Genomic DNA, 14,861 nt, shown 5'->3' with positions numbered 1-14,861 from the left:
ACCTACCTGGAGGCGTCACGGACATGGAAACCCCTCTCACCTCGGCGGAACCCATGCTCTGGTCGGGCTGGGGCGATCCCGCCAAGGCCGCCGAGCTCCCCGCGCCGGTGCGTGACCTGCTCGCCGAGCTCCTCGGCGTCCGGGCACCCGCCGTGCCGGCGGCGACGTTCGGCGAGGTGCGGCTGCCGCCCGTGGCGCTGCCGCCGCCCGTCCTGGCCGCGCTGGCCACCGTGGTGGGGGACGAGCACGTGCGAGCCGACGACGACGCCCGCATCCGCCACACCCGGGGCAAGTCCACCCCCGACCTGCTGCTCATGCGCGCGGGGGACGCCTCGGACGCGCCCGACGCCGTCGTGCTCCCCGGCTCTCACGACGAGGTGGCCGCCGTGCTGCGCCTGTGCGCGGAGCACCGGGTGGCCGTGGTGCCGTTCGGCGGCGGCACCTCGGTGGTCGGCGGGCTCGTCGCGGCCCGGCACGGCTTCGCGGGCGTGGTCGCGCTGGATCTGGCCAGGCTCAACCGGCTCGTCTCCGTCGACCCCGTGTCCATGGTCGCGGAGCTGGAGCCGGGCCTGCGCGCGCCGCAGGCCGAGCAGCTGCTCGCGGGGCACGGGCTGACGCTCGGGCACTTCCCCCAGTCGTACGAGTACGCGACGCTCGGCGGGTTCGCGGCGGCCAGGTCCAGTGGGCAGGCCTCGGCCGGGTACGGCAGGTTCGACGACATGGTCGCCGGTCTGACCGTCGCGACGCCCCGGGGCACGCTGGAGATCGGCCGCGCGCCCAGGTCGGCCGCCGGCCCCGACCTGCGCCAGGTGTTCCTGGGCTCCGAGGGCGCCCTCGGGGTGATCACCTCGCTGCGGCTGCGGGTGCACCGCACTCCGGCCGTCAGGGCGTACGAGGGCTGGCGGTTCGGGAGCTTCGCGGCGGGGACGGCGGCCGTGCGGCGGCTCGCGCAGGAGGGCCCGCCCCCCACGGTGCTGCGGCTGTCGGACGAGACCGAGACCATGGTCGGGCTGGCGAAGCCCGCCGATCTCGGCGCGGCCGGCCGCGACTCCGGCTGCCTGCTGGTGGCGGGCTTCGAGGGCGCCCCGGGCGACGTGGCCCACCGGCGGGACCGGGCCGCCGCCGTGCTGGCCGAGGCGGGCGGCGTCCACCTGGGACCGGAGCCGGGGGAGAAGTGGGCGCAGGGCCGGTTCTCCGCGCCCTACCTGCGTGACTCCCTGCTGGCCGCCGGGGCGACCGTGGAGACGCTGGAGACCGCCGGCTTCTGGTCGAACCTGCCGCGCCTGTACGACGCCGTACGGCTCGCCCTGCTCGGCGCGCTGGGCTCGCCCCTGGTCATGTGCCACATCTCCCACGTCTACGCCACGGGGGCCTCGCTGTACTTCACCGTGGTGACCGCGCAGACCGCCGACCCGCTCGCGCAGTGGGCGGCGGCCAAGCACGCCGCGAACGAGGCGATCGTGCAGGCGGGCGGCACGATCTCACACCACCACGGCGTCGGCCGCGACCACCGCGAGGCGTACGCCGCGGAGATCGGCGACCTGGGCGGCGAGATCCTGCGGGGGATCAAGGAACGGCTCGACCCCGCCGGGATCCTCAACCCGGGTGTGCTTATCCCCTAGAGACGCCAAGATTGTTCCCATGGTCGATGTGGGCGCGGCCGCCGCGCGGGGGAAGCAGGTCTCGTCACGGGTGTCGCAGGCCGGAGCGGGCTGGGACTGCCAGGAAATCGGCTCCTTCGACGCGCTGCGGCCCGACCGGAACTCCTTCAGCTGGCTGAACCCCGCGACGCTGTGGCGCTCGCGCAACGAGGTCCTCGCCCAGCTGTTCGGCGACCCCTCGCCGCAGGTGCGCCGCCGCTGGCTGGCATCGCAGCGCGAGCGCGGCGTCGACGAGGACTTCCGGGTGCGCCTCGACCTGGGCGAGGAGTTCTCGTTCCTGGTGCTCGGCGACACCGGAGAGGGCGACGCCTCGCAGTACGCGGTGGTGCCCGGGATGCTCAAACTCGGCGAGGGCACCTCGTTCGCCGTCATCGCGAGCGACGTGATCTACCCGACCGGCTCGGGCAACGAGTACCGCGACAAGTTCTTCCGGGCGTACAAGGACTACCCGGCCCCGATCTTCGCCGTGCCCGGCAACCACGACTGGTACGACGGGCTCGGCGGCTTCATGCGGGTCTTCTGCGACGCCCGCCCCCTGTCCGCCGAGCGCAGGGGATTCCGGTTGTCGCCCGGCGGGCTGCGCGGGCTGCTGTGGAAGAAGCCCGAGACGATCGACGAGGACGCCCTCGCCGAGGCCAGGAAGATGCGGGCCGACCCCGGCCCGGCGCTGCCGGGGCCGTACTGGGTGCTCGACACCGGACGCCTGCTGCTCGTGGGCATCGACACCGGCATCAAGGGCACGCTCGACCGCGAGCAGGGCGAGTGGTTGCGCCGGGTCTCCGCCGGCCCCCGCCCGAAGATCCTGATCACCGGCAAGCCGATCTACGTCAACAACGCCTACCATCCCTGTCCCATCGAGGGCGGCGGCACGGTGGACGAGGTGGTCCGCGACCCCGCGCACAACTACGTCGCGGCCATCGGCGGCGACGTGCACAACTACCAGCGCTACCCGGTCCGGGCGGAGGGGCGGCTCATCCAGTACGTCGTGTCCGGGGGCGGCGGGGCGTTCATGCACGCGACCCACACCATCCCCCGGGTGGACGCCGGCGGCGTCCACGAGGACGACTTCAAGTGCTATCCGCTGCGCGGCGACTCGCTGTCGTTCTACAGCCTGCTCTACAGCAGGAGGCTGCGGCTGCGCGGGCTGTACATCACGCCGGAGGAGGGGCTGGCCCTGATGTCCCGGCGGATCGGCAACGCCCCGCCCCGGCCCACGCCGGGAGCGCCGATTGGCGCGCGGGTGAGGTGGGCGGCCCGGCTGCTCGGCGGCTGGCCGATGCCGTTCCGCCTGCCGGTGGGCCGGGTCTTCCACCGGTACATCTCCGAACTGTCCGACTGGGACACCCCGCCCTTCTTCAAGAGCTTCCTCCACCTGTCGGTCACCGGGGACACACTCCGGCTGCGCTGCTTCGCCGCCACCGGCTGCCTCCCGCAGGAGGAGGAGCCCCCGCTGGAGGACGAGGTCGAGATCCCGCTCTGACCTCGTACGGCGTCCTCGCGGACGGCGGGCGGCGGGACCGGCCACGGGGCGTGACGGCGGGACCGGCCACGGGGCGGGCGGCGGGACCGACCGGCGGGTGAACTGTCGGTGACGCCTGGCACGCTGGTGGAGTGCACGTTGTGGTCGCGGCCGACGCCGAAGGAGGCGGGACGATCCGGCCCCTCGGAGAGCACGGGCAGCTCGGCGATCTCGGGAGGCTCGGCGATCTCGGGAGGCTCGGTGAATTCGGGAGGCTCGGTGATCTCGGGGGGCCTGCTTCCGGGGGACGCGGTGACCTCGGGGAGTCCGGTGATTCCGGGGGCGCCGGTGAATTCGGGGTGCCCGGGGCGCCGTGGAGGCCGCAGGCGCACGGGGGGCACGCGATCAGGGTGCCCGATCTCGCCGTGGCCGTGCGGTCGCTGGAGGCCGCCGCACGGCCCCGCTGGGTGTGGGCCGACGCGCGCCGCGTCTACCCGGCGCTCCTGTCCGCCGGCGTACGGCTGTCGCGCTGTCACGACGTCGCGCTGACCGAGGGACTGCTGCTGGCGGCCGACGGCCGTTACGGAGAGCCCAGGCAGGTCCGTGCGGCCTACGCGCGCCTGCACGGCCTCCCCGTGCCCGACGACCCCCACGAGGCCGCAGAGGGGCATCAGGCGGGCGGCACGCAGGCGAGCCTGTTCGAGCCCGCGCCGCCCGGGCATGACGTCCCCGAGGCCGACATGGTCGCCGAGGTGTTCGAGGACCAGCGCCGCCGGATCGCGCGTACGCCCGATCCGGGGCGGTTCCGCCTGCTCGTCGCCGCCGAGTCGGCCGGTGCGCTGGTCGCCGCCGAGATGGCCCACGAGGGCATGCCGTGGCGGGAGGACGTCCACGACGCGCTGCTGACCGACGTGCTCGGGCCCCGGCCCGCCCACGGCATGCGGCCCGCGAAGCTCCAGGCGCTGGCCGACGAGGTTTCGGCCGCCTTCGGCCACCTCGTCAACCCCGACTCCCCGCAGCAGATCGTCCGGGCGTTCAAGACCACGGGGATCGAGATCCCGTCCACCCGCTCCCATGTGCTGAAGACGGTCGACCACCCGGCCGTCGCGCCGTTGCTGGCGTACAAGGAGCTGGCCCGCCTGCACAGCTTCCACGGCTGGACCTGGGCCGCGCAGTGGGTCAGCGGCCACCGCTTCCGCGCCGAGTACGTCGTGGGCGGAGTGGTGAGCGGCAGGTGGGCCACCAGCGGCGGCGGGGCGCTGCAGATCCCCAAGGTGATGCGCAGGGTCGTGGTGGCCGACGACGGCTGGACGCTCGTGGTGGCCGACGCCGCGCAACTCGAACCCCGGGTGCTGGCCGCGCTGTCCGGCGACCGGGGGCTCGCGCGGGCCGCCGGGGAGATCGACCTGTACGCCGCGCTGGCCCAGGCGTTCGGCGGGGTCCGCGAGTCGGCCAAGATCGCGATGCTGTCCGCGATGTACGGGGGGACCAGCGGCGACGCCTCCAAGCTGCTTGCCGTCATGCGGCAGCGGTTCCCCAAGGCGTACGCGTTCGTGGAGGACGCGGCCCGCGCGGGGGAGGAGGGGCGGCTGGTGCGCTCGTGGCTGGGCCGCACCTGCCCGCCCCCGTCCGAGCGGTGGCGGCGCCTGGTGGCGGGTCCCGAGGGCGCCCGGGCGGCCAGGGACCGGGGAAGGTTCACCCGCAACTTCGTCGTGCAGGCCACGGCGGCCGAGTGGGCGCTGACGCTCCTGGCGGTGCTGCGGGGGCTCCTGCCCGACGCGGCGAGGCTGGTGTTCTTCCAGCACGACGAGGTGATGGTGCACTGCCCGCTCGGCCTGGCCGGCGAGGTCCGCGAGGCCGTGGGGCAGGCGGCGGAGGAGGCGACCCGGCTGCTGTTCGGCGACACCACGGTCCGCTTCCCGATGGAGGCGGTGGCCGTCAGCTGCTACGCCGACGCGAAGTGACCCCTGCCGGGGTCACGCGGGGCGGAAGGTGCTCCAGAGGGCCTGCCGCACCGGTGCGGCGGACTCGTTCCAGTCGAAGTCGGGCGAGGCGAACATGATCGCGTAGGCGCGCCCGCCGGTCGCCTCCACATACCGGATCACCGCGTGGACGGTGACCTCGCTGGTGTTGGTGTAGGTGTACTCCCAGTCGGCCGCGGGGTAGCGGTAGTCCACCTGGCGCAGCTGGATCTGCGTGTAGTCGGTGAAGTCCTTGATGTCGAGGTTCTGCTCGGCGGCCCGCAGCGCCGTGAGGCCGCCGTCCGGGATCCTCTTGATCGTGATGCTCTGCCCGCTGTCCTTCGGGCCCGTGAGCCTGACGGCCCCGTCCTCGACCGTGGCGGACCACTCCTTCGGCACCGCCAGCGACACGCCGCCCTCGGTCACCTGGCGGTAGCCCTCGGGCACGCGTACGGCCGACAGCGGGCGCTCGGACGGCGCGTCGCTCGTCCCGGCCGAGGAGGTCGCCGCCGCCGTCGTGGTGTCCGGCCGGGCGGCCACGGTCTCGTCGTCGTCCGGACCGCTCGGCAGCAGCACGAGCACGATCGCGACGATGACCGCGACCACGGCCACGCCGGCCACGGCCAGGAGGAGCTTCGACCGGCCGTCGGAGCCGGGGACCTCGTCGGCCCGCTCCTTGCGCCTGCGCCCGACCCCGGGCCGGTGCGGGCCCGTGGCCTCCGCGGCCGGTTCGGAGCCGGTGGCCTGCACCGCACCGGCCTGCACCGCACCGGTTTGCGCCGCGCCGCCCTGTGCTGCGCCGGCCTGTGCTGGGAAGGCCTGCGCGGCAGGGGACGCGTACTGTCCCGGCCGGTGCGGCGGCTGCGCGGTCGCGCCCAGATCGCCGGGCATGTCACCCGAGGTGGGCGTCGGCCACATGGCCTCCTTCGGCCGTTCCGGCGCGTGCGTCGACCCCGAGGGGGACGACAGCGGGTCGAAGGCCATGTCGGGGGAGGGCATCTGCCCGAAGGCGGCCACGGGCCCGAACGCGCCCGGAGGCTCGTACGCGGGCTCGTCGGGCCGGGCGTCCACGGAGTGGGACCCGGCGGGGCGCGCCGCGGCGCCGCCGGGCACGCTCTCCGCCGTGAGCGGCACGCGGACCGGCCCCGAGGGCGTCTCGATGATGCGCGAGGGCAGCGGCCCCGAGGGGATGTCGAGCGGCGGAAGCAGGCCCGCGGGCGTGGAGTCCTGCGGCGTCGGCACCAAGGACGGCGTCCCCGCGCGGCCAGGCAGCCCGGCGCCGTGGCTGTGCAGCACGCGCTCCAGCATCTCCGCGACCTGCGCGGCCGGAAGGCGGTCGGCCGGGTTCTTGCGGAGCAGGCCCTCGATGACCGGCAGCAGCGCCCCCGCCCGGCGAGGCCGGTTGGGCTCCTGCGTCAGCACCGCGCCGAGCACGGCGACCGCGTCCGGTCCCTCGTACGGCGGGCGGCCCTCCACGGCGGCGTACAGCGTCGCGCCGAAGGACCACAGGTCGGCGGCATGGGTGATCGGGCGGCCCTGCAGGCGCTCCGGCGGGATGTACGCCGGTGAGCCCATCAGCAGCCCGGTCTGCGTGATCGTGACGTCGCCCTCTATGGCGGCGATGCCGAAGTCGGTGAGCACCACGCGGTCGGCGGTGAGCAGCACGTTGCCGGGCTTCACGTCCCGGTGGAGGATGCCGGCGGCGTGGGCGTGGCGCAGCGCGTCGAGCACCCGGATGCCGATCTCGGCGGCCTGCACGACCGGCAGCGGCCCGCTCTGCCGCACGGCCTGTTCCAGGGACCAGGCGCGGACGAGCTCCATGACGATCCACGGCCGCCCGTCCTCCTCCACGACGTCGTGGACGGTGACGATGCCGGGATGGCTGAGCCGGGCGGCCGAGCGCGCCTCGCGCAGCACCCGCCGATGCGCCGTCTGCGCGCCGGCGGGGTCGAGCCCGAACGGCAGGAGCAGCTCCTTGACCGCGACGTCCCGGTCCAGCAGCACGTCGTGGGCGTGCCAGACCATCCCCATGCCGCCGCGGCCCACCGGGGACAGCAGCCGGTAGCGCCGGCCGACGAGACGTCCCTGCCCTTCGGGCACGCCCCCGGAGGGGACTCGGCCCACAGGTCCCTGACCCTCTGGCATAGGGGGGACCATACCGAGCAGGCGATCCGTCGTCATAGATAAGGTCCCCAATTCACGCTCGATCCGCAAGATCCCCCGAACGGACCGTGCGAATTGCATCGGATATCTGAGGTTGACGACGATATTACGGTCTGATGACGGTCAAAGGGAATTCACGCATCCGCCAGCGCGTCGAGAGCGGCCGTGAAGGCCTCGGCCGGCGGGCTCACCAGACCCGCTCCCACCTGCCCGGTTCCCGCGATCCTGCCGGCGATTCCGGTGTTGACGACGGGCAGCGAACCGGTTCTGGCCACGAGCGCCACGTCGATGCCGGCCGGCGTGCCGCGGAAGCCCAGCCCGGGAATCTGGTACGCCGGGTGCTCGGCCATGGTGATCTCGTACATCGAGGTCGTGGCCGCGACGGCGTCGGACACCTCGCCGCCGACGAACCGGACGATCGCGGGGGCCGCCGCCATCGCGAAGCCGCCCAGGCCCGCCGTCTCGGTGATCGTGGAGTCGCCGATGTCGGGATTGGCGTCGTCCGGGCCGTACCCCCCGAGGTACAGGCCGTCGGGCACCCCGGCAGGGCCGGTGAACCACCGGTCGCCGAGGCCCGACACCTGTATTCCGAAATCCGTTCCATTGCGCGCCATGGCCACGACCAGGCTCGATCCGGGTACGCCGCGGGCCGCGTCGGCACTGACTTTCGCCGCCGCCATTCCCGCGTTCAGGAAGAAATGATCATTTCCATTGATGAAACGCAGCACCTCGGCCGCGCGGTCCGGAGCGGCCTCCACGATCGCGGGCGCGATCTCGCGTACCAGCAGGGACGTCGCCGCGCGGTTGCGATTGTGCAGCTCGTCGCCCATCTGCAGCGCCTGGGCGATGAGCGTGCGCAGGTCGAGCGGGCCGCAGCGCTCCAGCGCCGCCGCCAGCACCGGCCCGAGCACCTCGCCCATCCAGCGCAGCCGCCCGATGACCTCGGGTCCGTACGCGCCGTAGCGCAGGACCTTGCCCAGCCCCTCGTTCAGCGAGCAGTACGCCGTGCCGCCGTGCTCGGCGTCGGTCACCTCAAGCATCCACATCGACGGGCTGACGACGCCCGCCATGGGGCCGACCGTGCGGTGGTGGTGACAGGGGTCGAGGCTGATCCCCGCGCCGGAGGCCAGGCGGTCCTCCGCCTCCTCGGGAGTGGCGGCCAGGCCCTCGAACAGCATCGCCCCGGCGAGCGCCCCGCGCATCGGGCCGGAGGCGCGCTCCCAGGTGACCGGCGGGCCGGCGTGGAAGAACTCCCCGGCCCGCAGGCCCAGGACCGCACGTGCCGGACGCACGCCGGTCAGCATCGGCCGCGCCGACAGCATCCTGCCGACGGCGGTGGCGTTGGCGCCCTCGCGGCGGGGGTCGGCGAGCACCCGGGCGAGGGCCGCGGAGGTGCCCGGCAGCGGTGGCCGCCAGTCGACCTCACACCGTGGCACGGCCTGCCGGTCCAGCGCCTCGCCCAGAACCTGCGCCCCCACGGTGACCACCCGCGGCTCGCCGTACAGCATGGAGAGGGTCATCGGGCTCCGATCATGGTCGGCGCGGCCACGCCCGTCATCCGCCCGCCAGGAGGCGGGCGTGCCGGGCGGCCGCGGCGTTGGAGGTGAAGACCACCGCCCCGGCCTCGTTGAGCCGGGCGGCCTGGGCACGCAGCCCCTGCGGGTCGCCGTCGGTGCCGACGAGGGCCACGACCACGTCCACGCCCCTGGCCACGGCCTCGCGCACGGCGGGCGCGAGCCAGGAGGACGGGTCGGGATCGGCGCCGTGCCCGAGCACGACGTCCATCAGCACGACGCCGGAGGCGACGCCGCGCAGCGCCTCCAGGCGCAGCGCCGGGTCGATCATCGGATGGGCCCGGCCCCGGGTGTAGGAGTCGTCGCCGAAGTCGGTGAACTCGCCGTCGCCCGCGACCAGGGCGGCCTCCGCGCACAGTGTGCCGCCGGCGTAGAGCCCCCGCAGAGGCCCGCGCCGCGCCGCCACGCCCTCGCCCGCCGCGTCCGCGCCGTGCGGCGCGGGGGGCCGGGCCGCCGGGGTGACGGGGGCGGGCCAGGAGGGCCACTCGGGCACGTCGCGGCCGAGGGCGCGCAGCACCTTCTCCGCGGCGGTGGTCAGGTCGTCCTGCCCCGGCCCGAGCAGCGCGGCGACGACCGGCGTCGCCAGGTCGAGGTCCCGTACGGCGCGGGCCACCTCGGGGGCGGGAGGCTTGGAGACCAGCACGATCAGCTCGGTCGCCGGGTCCTCGTCGAGCGCGCGCAGAGCCTGCACCGCCGAGCGCCCGCCCACCTCGGCGGACAGGTCCCTGCCGCCCACGCCGAGCACGTGGGACACGCCGACGCCGGCGAGGTCGAGCAGGCTCGTCACCTGCTGCGCGCCCGTTCCCGAGGCGGCCACGACGCCCACCGGCCCGGGGCGCAGGACGTTGGCGAAGCCCAGGCCGGCCCCGCCGACGACCGCGGTGCCGCAGTCGGGCCCCATCACGAGCACACCCTTGGCCCGCGCCCGGTCCTTGAGCAGGATCTCCTGCTCCACCGGCACGTTGTCACTGAAGATCATTACAGAGAGCCCGGCCTCCACGGCGTCGAGCGCCTCGGCGAAGGCGTGCTCGCCCGGCACGCTCACCAGCGCCAGCGTCGCCTCGAAGGCCCGCGCCGCCGACCGGGTGGTGCGCGGCGGCGCCTCGTCCCGCGTCCCGCTCGCCGGCGCCCGTGCGGCGAGCTGTCGTTCCAGTTCGGCGGCGGCGTCCTCCAGCTCCGCGGGGGAGGAGGCCCGCACCGCCACCAGCAGGTCGCCGGGCGTCGCGGGCGGCACCGCGAAGCCGAGATCGCGGGCGAGAGCCGTGTTGAGCTCCGTGGCCATCGCGACGACGGCGACGGTCACTCCGGGCTGTCCGGTGAGGGCCCGGCTCACCCGCATCAGCGTCACGGAGTCGCGGTAGACCCCGGGGCGTACCTCGACCAGGTCGTTCACCGGCCCTCCCGAAGGGCGAGTACGGCGGACAGGCCGATCTGCACGCCCCACGCCAGGTCGGCGCCCGAGGTGTGGCCGAGGCGGAGCAGGCGGTGCACGGCCGGATCGAGCGGCTGGTGCCCGGCCACGCCGCGCAGCACCCCGGTGACCTCCGGGCTCGCCTCGCCCCTCGCGGCGCAGTGCAGCAGGGTGGCCGAGACGGGGGTGGTCCGGGTGCGGGCGTCGTAGGTGACGGCGGCGGCCAGCCAGTCCGCGAGCCAGACGGCGCGCGGCACGTCCGCCGCCGCGCCGAGATGCCGCAGCGCGACCAGCAGGCCGGCGATCATGTCGTCGCCGCTCGGGGTCAGTCCCGGGCCGAGGCCGATCAGCCGCTCGGCCGCGGTGATGCTGTCCAGCAGCGAACCCGCCAGGCAGCCGTGCTCCAGCAGCGCCGGGGCACCGCCCGGGTCCAGCCCCGGCCGCCGGGGCGAGGCCGCGCGGGCGCGGCCGAGCAGTCCGGGCGCGGCCGCGAGCCGTACGGGGTCGGCGGGGGCGAGCGGGGGAGCGGGGTCCCACCAGCGGCGCACGCGGATCGACAGGCCGCCGACCTCGACGGAGCCCTCCCCGACCCAGGCGTCGTCGCCCGCCGACACCCCTTCGACGGGCCCGGCGAGCACCACGGCGTTGGGCAGGCGGGTCGCCTCGCCCGTCACCACGGCGACGACGTGCGGCTCGGTCTCGCTCCTGATCTCCAGGTAGAGCGCGAGGGGAAAGGCCGCGAGCACCCGGGCCGGACGGCGGGGCGCCTCGAGCGCGGGCCGTACGGCCGTACTCGCGGCGCCGCTCACGTAGGCGGGGGCCGCCGGGGGGCGGGACGCGGGCGCCGCCGCCCGCGCTCTCGGGCGCGTGCCAACACTCACCGGACCTCCCGAAGCCAGTCGTTGCCGACGCTAAAGCCCGGTCTCCCCCCTCCGTACGGAGAAAGATGCCAACAGTCGGCCGAATGCTTGGCTCTTCCTGACAGGACCGGTGCTCGGGCACAATCGGCGTGAGACGTCCCCGGAGCGAGCCCGACGCAGTGAGCGGAGTGGTCCGCGAGGTACGAGCGGCCCGCGTAGCGAACGAGGAGCGGTGAGCGACCAATGAGGAGGAGCGGTGACCGAGGACGTCGGGACCCCCTTCGGCAAGCAGGACCGGAGACGGCATTGCAGAACGACCCGGCCCCGCCCGCGATGCGCCTGGCGAGCACCGGAACGATCCTCCACGGCGTGTCGGTGGGGGAGGTGCTCGGAGTCTCGACGCTGGCGGACGCCCGCCTGATCGCCGGCCGGGGCGGCCTCGACCGCATCGTGCAGCGCCTCAACGTGATGGAGGTGCCCGACATCCTCGCCTGGGTGAAGCCGCACGAGCTGCTGCTCACCACGGGCTACCCGCTGCGCAACACGCCGCAGTCGCTCGACCGGCTCGTGGCCGACCTGGACGAGCGCGGCCTGGCCGCTCTGGCGATCAAGCTCGGCCGCTATCTGGACGAGCTCCCGGGGGAGATGGTCGAGCAGGCCGACCGGCTGGGCTTCCCGCTCATCCTGCTGCCCAACGACGTCGGCTTCGACGACATCCTCAACCAGGTGCTCACCGACATCCTCAACCGGCAGGCGGCGATCCTCGCCCGCACTGAGGAGGCGCACCGGGCGCTCGTGCAGATCGTGCTCGCGGGGGGCGGGATGCGTGAGGTCACGGCGGAGGTGGCCGGGCTGCTGCAGGTGGCCGTGGGGGCGGCCGACGCCGCAGGCCACTTCCTCGCCACCGCGGGGGAGCCCGCGCAGGTGGCCCGGCTGCGGGAGATCAACGCGGCCCTCGCGCGGACGCCGGCCGCCCCGCCCGCCGGCGGCGACGGGCACCACGCCGCCGTCCCGATCGTCGCGGGCGGGCACCACCACGGGAGGATCGCGGCCTACAGCGCCCACGGCACGCTGACTCCCAGCGACATCGGGATCCTGGAGCGCGCCGCGACCGTCGCCGCGCTGGTGATCACCAAGCAGGAGGCGGTCACCGCCGTCGAGAGCAAGTACCGCGCGGACTTCCTGCGGGACGTGCTCACCGGCAGGGGCGGGCTGCGGGTGGCCGAGCGCGCCCAGGCGTTCGGCTGGGACCTGGAGCGCCCGGTGAGCGTGCTGGTCGCCGAGATCGACCCCGACGCCGAGGAACGGCCGCTTCAGGACCGCATGCTGGCGGCGTGGCAGGCGTCGGTGCGCAAGCACGACCCGCGCGGCGCGGTCGCCGGCTTCTCCCACGAGGTCGTGGCGATCGTCGGGGCGGCCGCCGATCCGGCCAGAGTGGCCAGGGACGCGCTCGCCGCCGTCTCCGACGGCACGTTCTCCACCGGCCTCAGCCGGGTCGCCTCCGGCGTGGACGCCCTGCCCGGCGCGTACGGCCAGGCGCTGAAGGCCGCCAGGGTGGGCCGCCAGCTTCATGGGGCGGGCGCGGTCGCCCACTTCGACGAGCTGGGGGTCTACCGGCTGCTCTCGCTGGTGAACGACACCGACGAGCTGCACGCCTTCGTCCGGGAGACCCTGGGCCCGCTGGCGGGGGACGACGACGCCGAGAACGCCGACCTGCGGCGCACCCTGCAGGCGTTGCTGGAGACCAACCTCAACGTCGCCGAGACCGCGCGCCGGCTGCACTTCCACTACAACACGCTGCGCTACCGGATCGGGAAGCTGGAGCGCATGCTGGGCAACTTCACCGAGGACGCGCACCTGCGGCTCAACCTCACCCTCGCCCTGCACGTGCTGCGCATGCGGGGTATCTAGGTCGTGCCCCTTAGATCTCTTGCCTACTGCGGTCGCCCAGGCGGCGCCTCGCCGCGTTGTCGTCGTCGCGACTGCCTAAGCTGGCGGCGTGAACGATGCGAAGGCCCCTGCCATCACCTTCGAGCTGGACGGCGACCACATCCCGCTCTGCGATCTCCTCAAGTTCTGCCAGATCGCCGACAGCGGCGGCGCCGCCAAGCACCTCGTCGCCGAGGGCCGGGTGCGCGTCGACGGACGCGTGGAGCTGCGCAAGGCCTGCAAAATCCGGGCGGGCCAGGTCGTCACCGGAGACGGGTACACGATCCGCGTGGTGTGACGCCCCGGAGTCCGTGGGTTTGGCAGATCATGCCAATGTCTGTCGCGCACGCCAGTCCTAAAGTGCCCCAAACGGTCTAGAAGCGCCGCGGAGGGACGCCTGCGGGGTGGCCGACCGGCCCACGGCCCAGTAGCAAGAGGGGCGTAAATGGCTTTCAGATGGACAGTGCACGGCGACGGGAGAGGGCTGGCGCCCGGGGACGTCGTCAAACCCGACGAGAGGCTGAGCTGGCCGCGCATGGTCGGCATCGGCGCCCAGCACGTGATCGCCATGTTCGGCGCGACCTTCGTGTTCCCCCTCGTCATGGGGCTGGACCCGAACACGGCCGTGATGATGTCGGGCGTCGCGACGATCCTGTTCCTGCTGTTCACCCAGGGGCGGATCCCCAGCTACCTGGGCACGTCGGCGTCGTTCGTCGGCGGCGTGGTGGCCGTGCGGGCGGCGTTCGGCGGCGACACCCCGGCGGCCGACCAGGTCGTGACCGGCGCGATCCTCGTCGCCGGCCTGGTGCTCGCCCTGTGCGGTGTGGCGATCCACGTGCTCGGCGTGCAGATCATCCACCGCGTCTTCCCTCCGGTCGTGACCGGCGCGGTGGTCATGCTGATCGGCTTCGGCCTGGCGTACGTCGTGGCCGACGTCTATTGGCCGCAGGACCCGTGGATCGCGCTGATCACGATGGTCGCGACGTTCGTGTTCATCGTGCTGTTCCGCGGTTTCCTCGGCCGGATCGGCGTGCTGCTCGGGCTCGTCTTCGGGTTCGTCCTGTCCTGGCTCGCCGACAAGGTCCTGGGGAACATCACCGCCTACAACGCGGGCACCGGGAAGATCGACACGCACCCCCGGGTGAGCTTCCAGGCCGTCGCCGACGCCGACTGGATCGGGCTGCCGCACTTCCACGCGCCGTCGTTCCAGGCGTCGGCCGTGCTGGTCGTGCTGCCCGCCGTGATCGCCCTGATCGCGGAGAACGTCGGCCACGTCAAGGCGGTGGGCCAGATGACCGGCGCCGACGTCGACCCCCAGATGGGCAGGGCCGTCATCGCCGACGGCGTCGGCACCGCGGTCGCGACCGCGGTCGGCGGCTCGCCCACCACGACGTACGCCGAGAACATCGGCGTCATGGCGGCCACGCGGGTCTACTCGACGGCCGCCTACTACATCGCCGCGGTCATCGCGATCCTGTTCGGCCTGTGCCCCAAGTTCGGCGCGCTGATCGCCGCCACGCCCGGCGGCGTGCTCGGCGGCGTCACGGTCATCCTGTACGGCATGATCGGTCTGCTCGGCGCGAAGATCTGGGTGGAGAACCGGGTGGACTTCGCCGACCCGGTGAACATGGTGCCGATCGGCGCGGGGATCATCCTCGCGATCGGCCCGGTCACCCACCAGATCACCGGCGACTTCTCGCTCGCCGGCATCGCGCTTGGGACGATCGTGGTGCTCGCCGGCTATCACCTGCTGCGCGCCATCGCGCGCAGACCAGCGAAGGAGGTCTCGGGTGGGGAGATCGGGTTCGAACGCGACCCCGCCGTCTGAGCGGCGGGAGCCGCC

General features: G+C 74.1%; 10 protein-coding genes. 6 read left to right on the top strand and 4 right to left on the bottom strand.

The window, feature by feature from the left end; translation table 11 throughout:
- The first annotated feature begins 23 nt into the window (after positions 1-23).
- From HHX41_RS16180 to HHX41_RS16170, 3 genes are all read left to right on the top strand, one after another.
- The gene (locus HHX41_RS16180) at positions 24-1,622 is read left to right on the top strand and encodes an FAD-binding oxidoreductase (protein ID WP_259401016.1); all 1,599 of its coding nucleotides are present in this window, start codon (positions 24-26) and stop codon (positions 1,620-1,622) included.
- Positions 1,623-1,641: 19 nt separating this feature from the next.
- Positions 1,642-3,141: a metallophosphoesterase gene (locus HHX41_RS16175; protein WP_182906613.1), complete on the top strand. Its 1,500-nt coding sequence runs from the start codon at positions 1,642-1,644 to the stop codon at positions 3,139-3,141.
- Between the two features lie 338 nt (positions 3,142-3,479).
- Positions 3,480-5,084 (top strand): bifunctional 3'-5' exonuclease/DNA polymerase, encoded by a 1,605-nt coding sequence (locus HHX41_RS16170; RefSeq protein WP_182906797.1) that lies wholly within the window; start codon positions 3,480-3,482, stop codon positions 5,082-5,084.
- Between the two features lie 12 nt (positions 5,085-5,096).
- Here the strand turns inward: HHX41_RS16170 and HHX41_RS39710 are convergent, their stop codons facing one another.
- From HHX41_RS39710 to HHX41_RS41800, 4 genes are all read right to left on the bottom strand, one after another.
- The gene (locus HHX41_RS39710) at positions 5,097-7,181 is read right to left on the bottom strand and encodes a protein kinase domain-containing protein (protein WP_310742010.1); all 2,085 of its coding nucleotides are present in this window, start codon (positions 7,179-7,181) and stop codon (positions 5,097-5,099) included.
- A gap of 197 nt (positions 7,182-7,378) precedes the next feature.
- Positions 7,379-8,764, bottom strand: coding sequence for a DUF1116 domain-containing protein (locus HHX41_RS16160; protein ID WP_182906612.1), 1,386 nt, complete (start codon positions 8,762-8,764; stop codon positions 7,379-7,381).
- Between the two features lie 34 nt (positions 8,765-8,798).
- The gene (locus tag HHX41_RS16155; protein WP_310742009.1) at positions 8,799-10,211 is read right to left on the bottom strand and encodes an FdrA family protein; all 1,413 of its coding nucleotides are present in this window, start codon (positions 10,209-10,211) and stop codon (positions 8,799-8,801) included.
- Complete coding sequence (locus HHX41_RS41800; RefSeq protein ID WP_169980327.1) at positions 10,208-11,110, bottom strand: DUF2877 domain-containing protein; 903 nt, start codon at positions 11,108-11,110, stop codon at positions 10,208-10,210. The genes HHX41_RS16155 and HHX41_RS41800 overlap by 4 nt, the downstream gene beginning before the upstream one ends.
- Before the next feature lie 312 nt (positions 11,111-11,422).
- On the opposite strand from HHX41_RS41800, the gene HHX41_RS16145 reads away from it, so the two are divergent.
- The 3 genes from HHX41_RS16145 (at position 11,423) to HHX41_RS16135 (ending at position 14,846) form a co-directional block, all read left to right on the top strand.
- Positions 11,423-13,000: a PucR family transcriptional regulator gene (locus tag HHX41_RS16145; RefSeq protein ID WP_169980759.1), complete on the top strand. Its 1,578-nt coding sequence runs from the start codon at positions 11,423-11,425 to the stop codon at positions 12,998-13,000.
- Between the two features lie 88 nt (positions 13,001-13,088).
- Positions 13,089-13,316 (top strand): RNA-binding S4 domain-containing protein, encoded by a 228-nt coding sequence (locus HHX41_RS16140; RefSeq protein ID WP_310742008.1) that lies wholly within the window; start codon positions 13,089-13,091, stop codon positions 13,314-13,316.
- A gap of 147 nt (positions 13,317-13,463) precedes the next feature.
- Entirely contained in the window at positions 13,464-14,846 is a 1,383-nt protein-coding gene (locus tag HHX41_RS16135; RefSeq protein WP_169980329.1) for a uracil-xanthine permease family protein, read from the top strand.
- Positions 14,847-14,861 lie beyond the last annotated feature (15 nt).

Origin of the sequence: Microbispora sp. H13382 (assembly GCF_014161445.1) — a bacterium.
GTDB lineage: Bacteria > Actinomycetota > Actinomycetes > Streptosporangiales > Streptosporangiaceae > Microbispora.
The sequence above is the reverse complement of the archived record's forward strand: the minus strand, read 5'-3'. Positions and strand labels throughout refer to the sequence as shown.

Bases quoted from the DNA above. Each gene is read 5' to 3' on its own strand.
- HHX41_RS16175 (WP_182906613.1), top strand. From the start codon at position 1,642: ATGGTCGATGTGGGCGCGGCCGCCGCGCGGGGGAAGCAGGTCTCGTCA.
- HHX41_RS16180 (WP_259401016.1), top strand. From the start codon at position 24: ATGGAAACCCCTCTCACCTCGGCGGAACCCATGCTCTGGTCGGGCTGG.
- HHX41_RS16135 (WP_169980329.1), top strand. From the start codon at position 13,464: ATGGCTTTCAGATGGACAGTGCACGGCGACGGGAGAGGGCTGGCGCCC.
- HHX41_RS16145 (WP_169980759.1), top strand. From the start codon at position 11,423: ATGCGCCTGGCGAGCACCGGAACGATCCTCCACGGCGTGTCGGTGGGG.
- HHX41_RS16160 (WP_182906612.1), bottom strand. From the start codon at position 8,764: ATGACCCTCTCCATGCTGTACGGCGAGCCGCGGGTGGTCACCGTGGGG.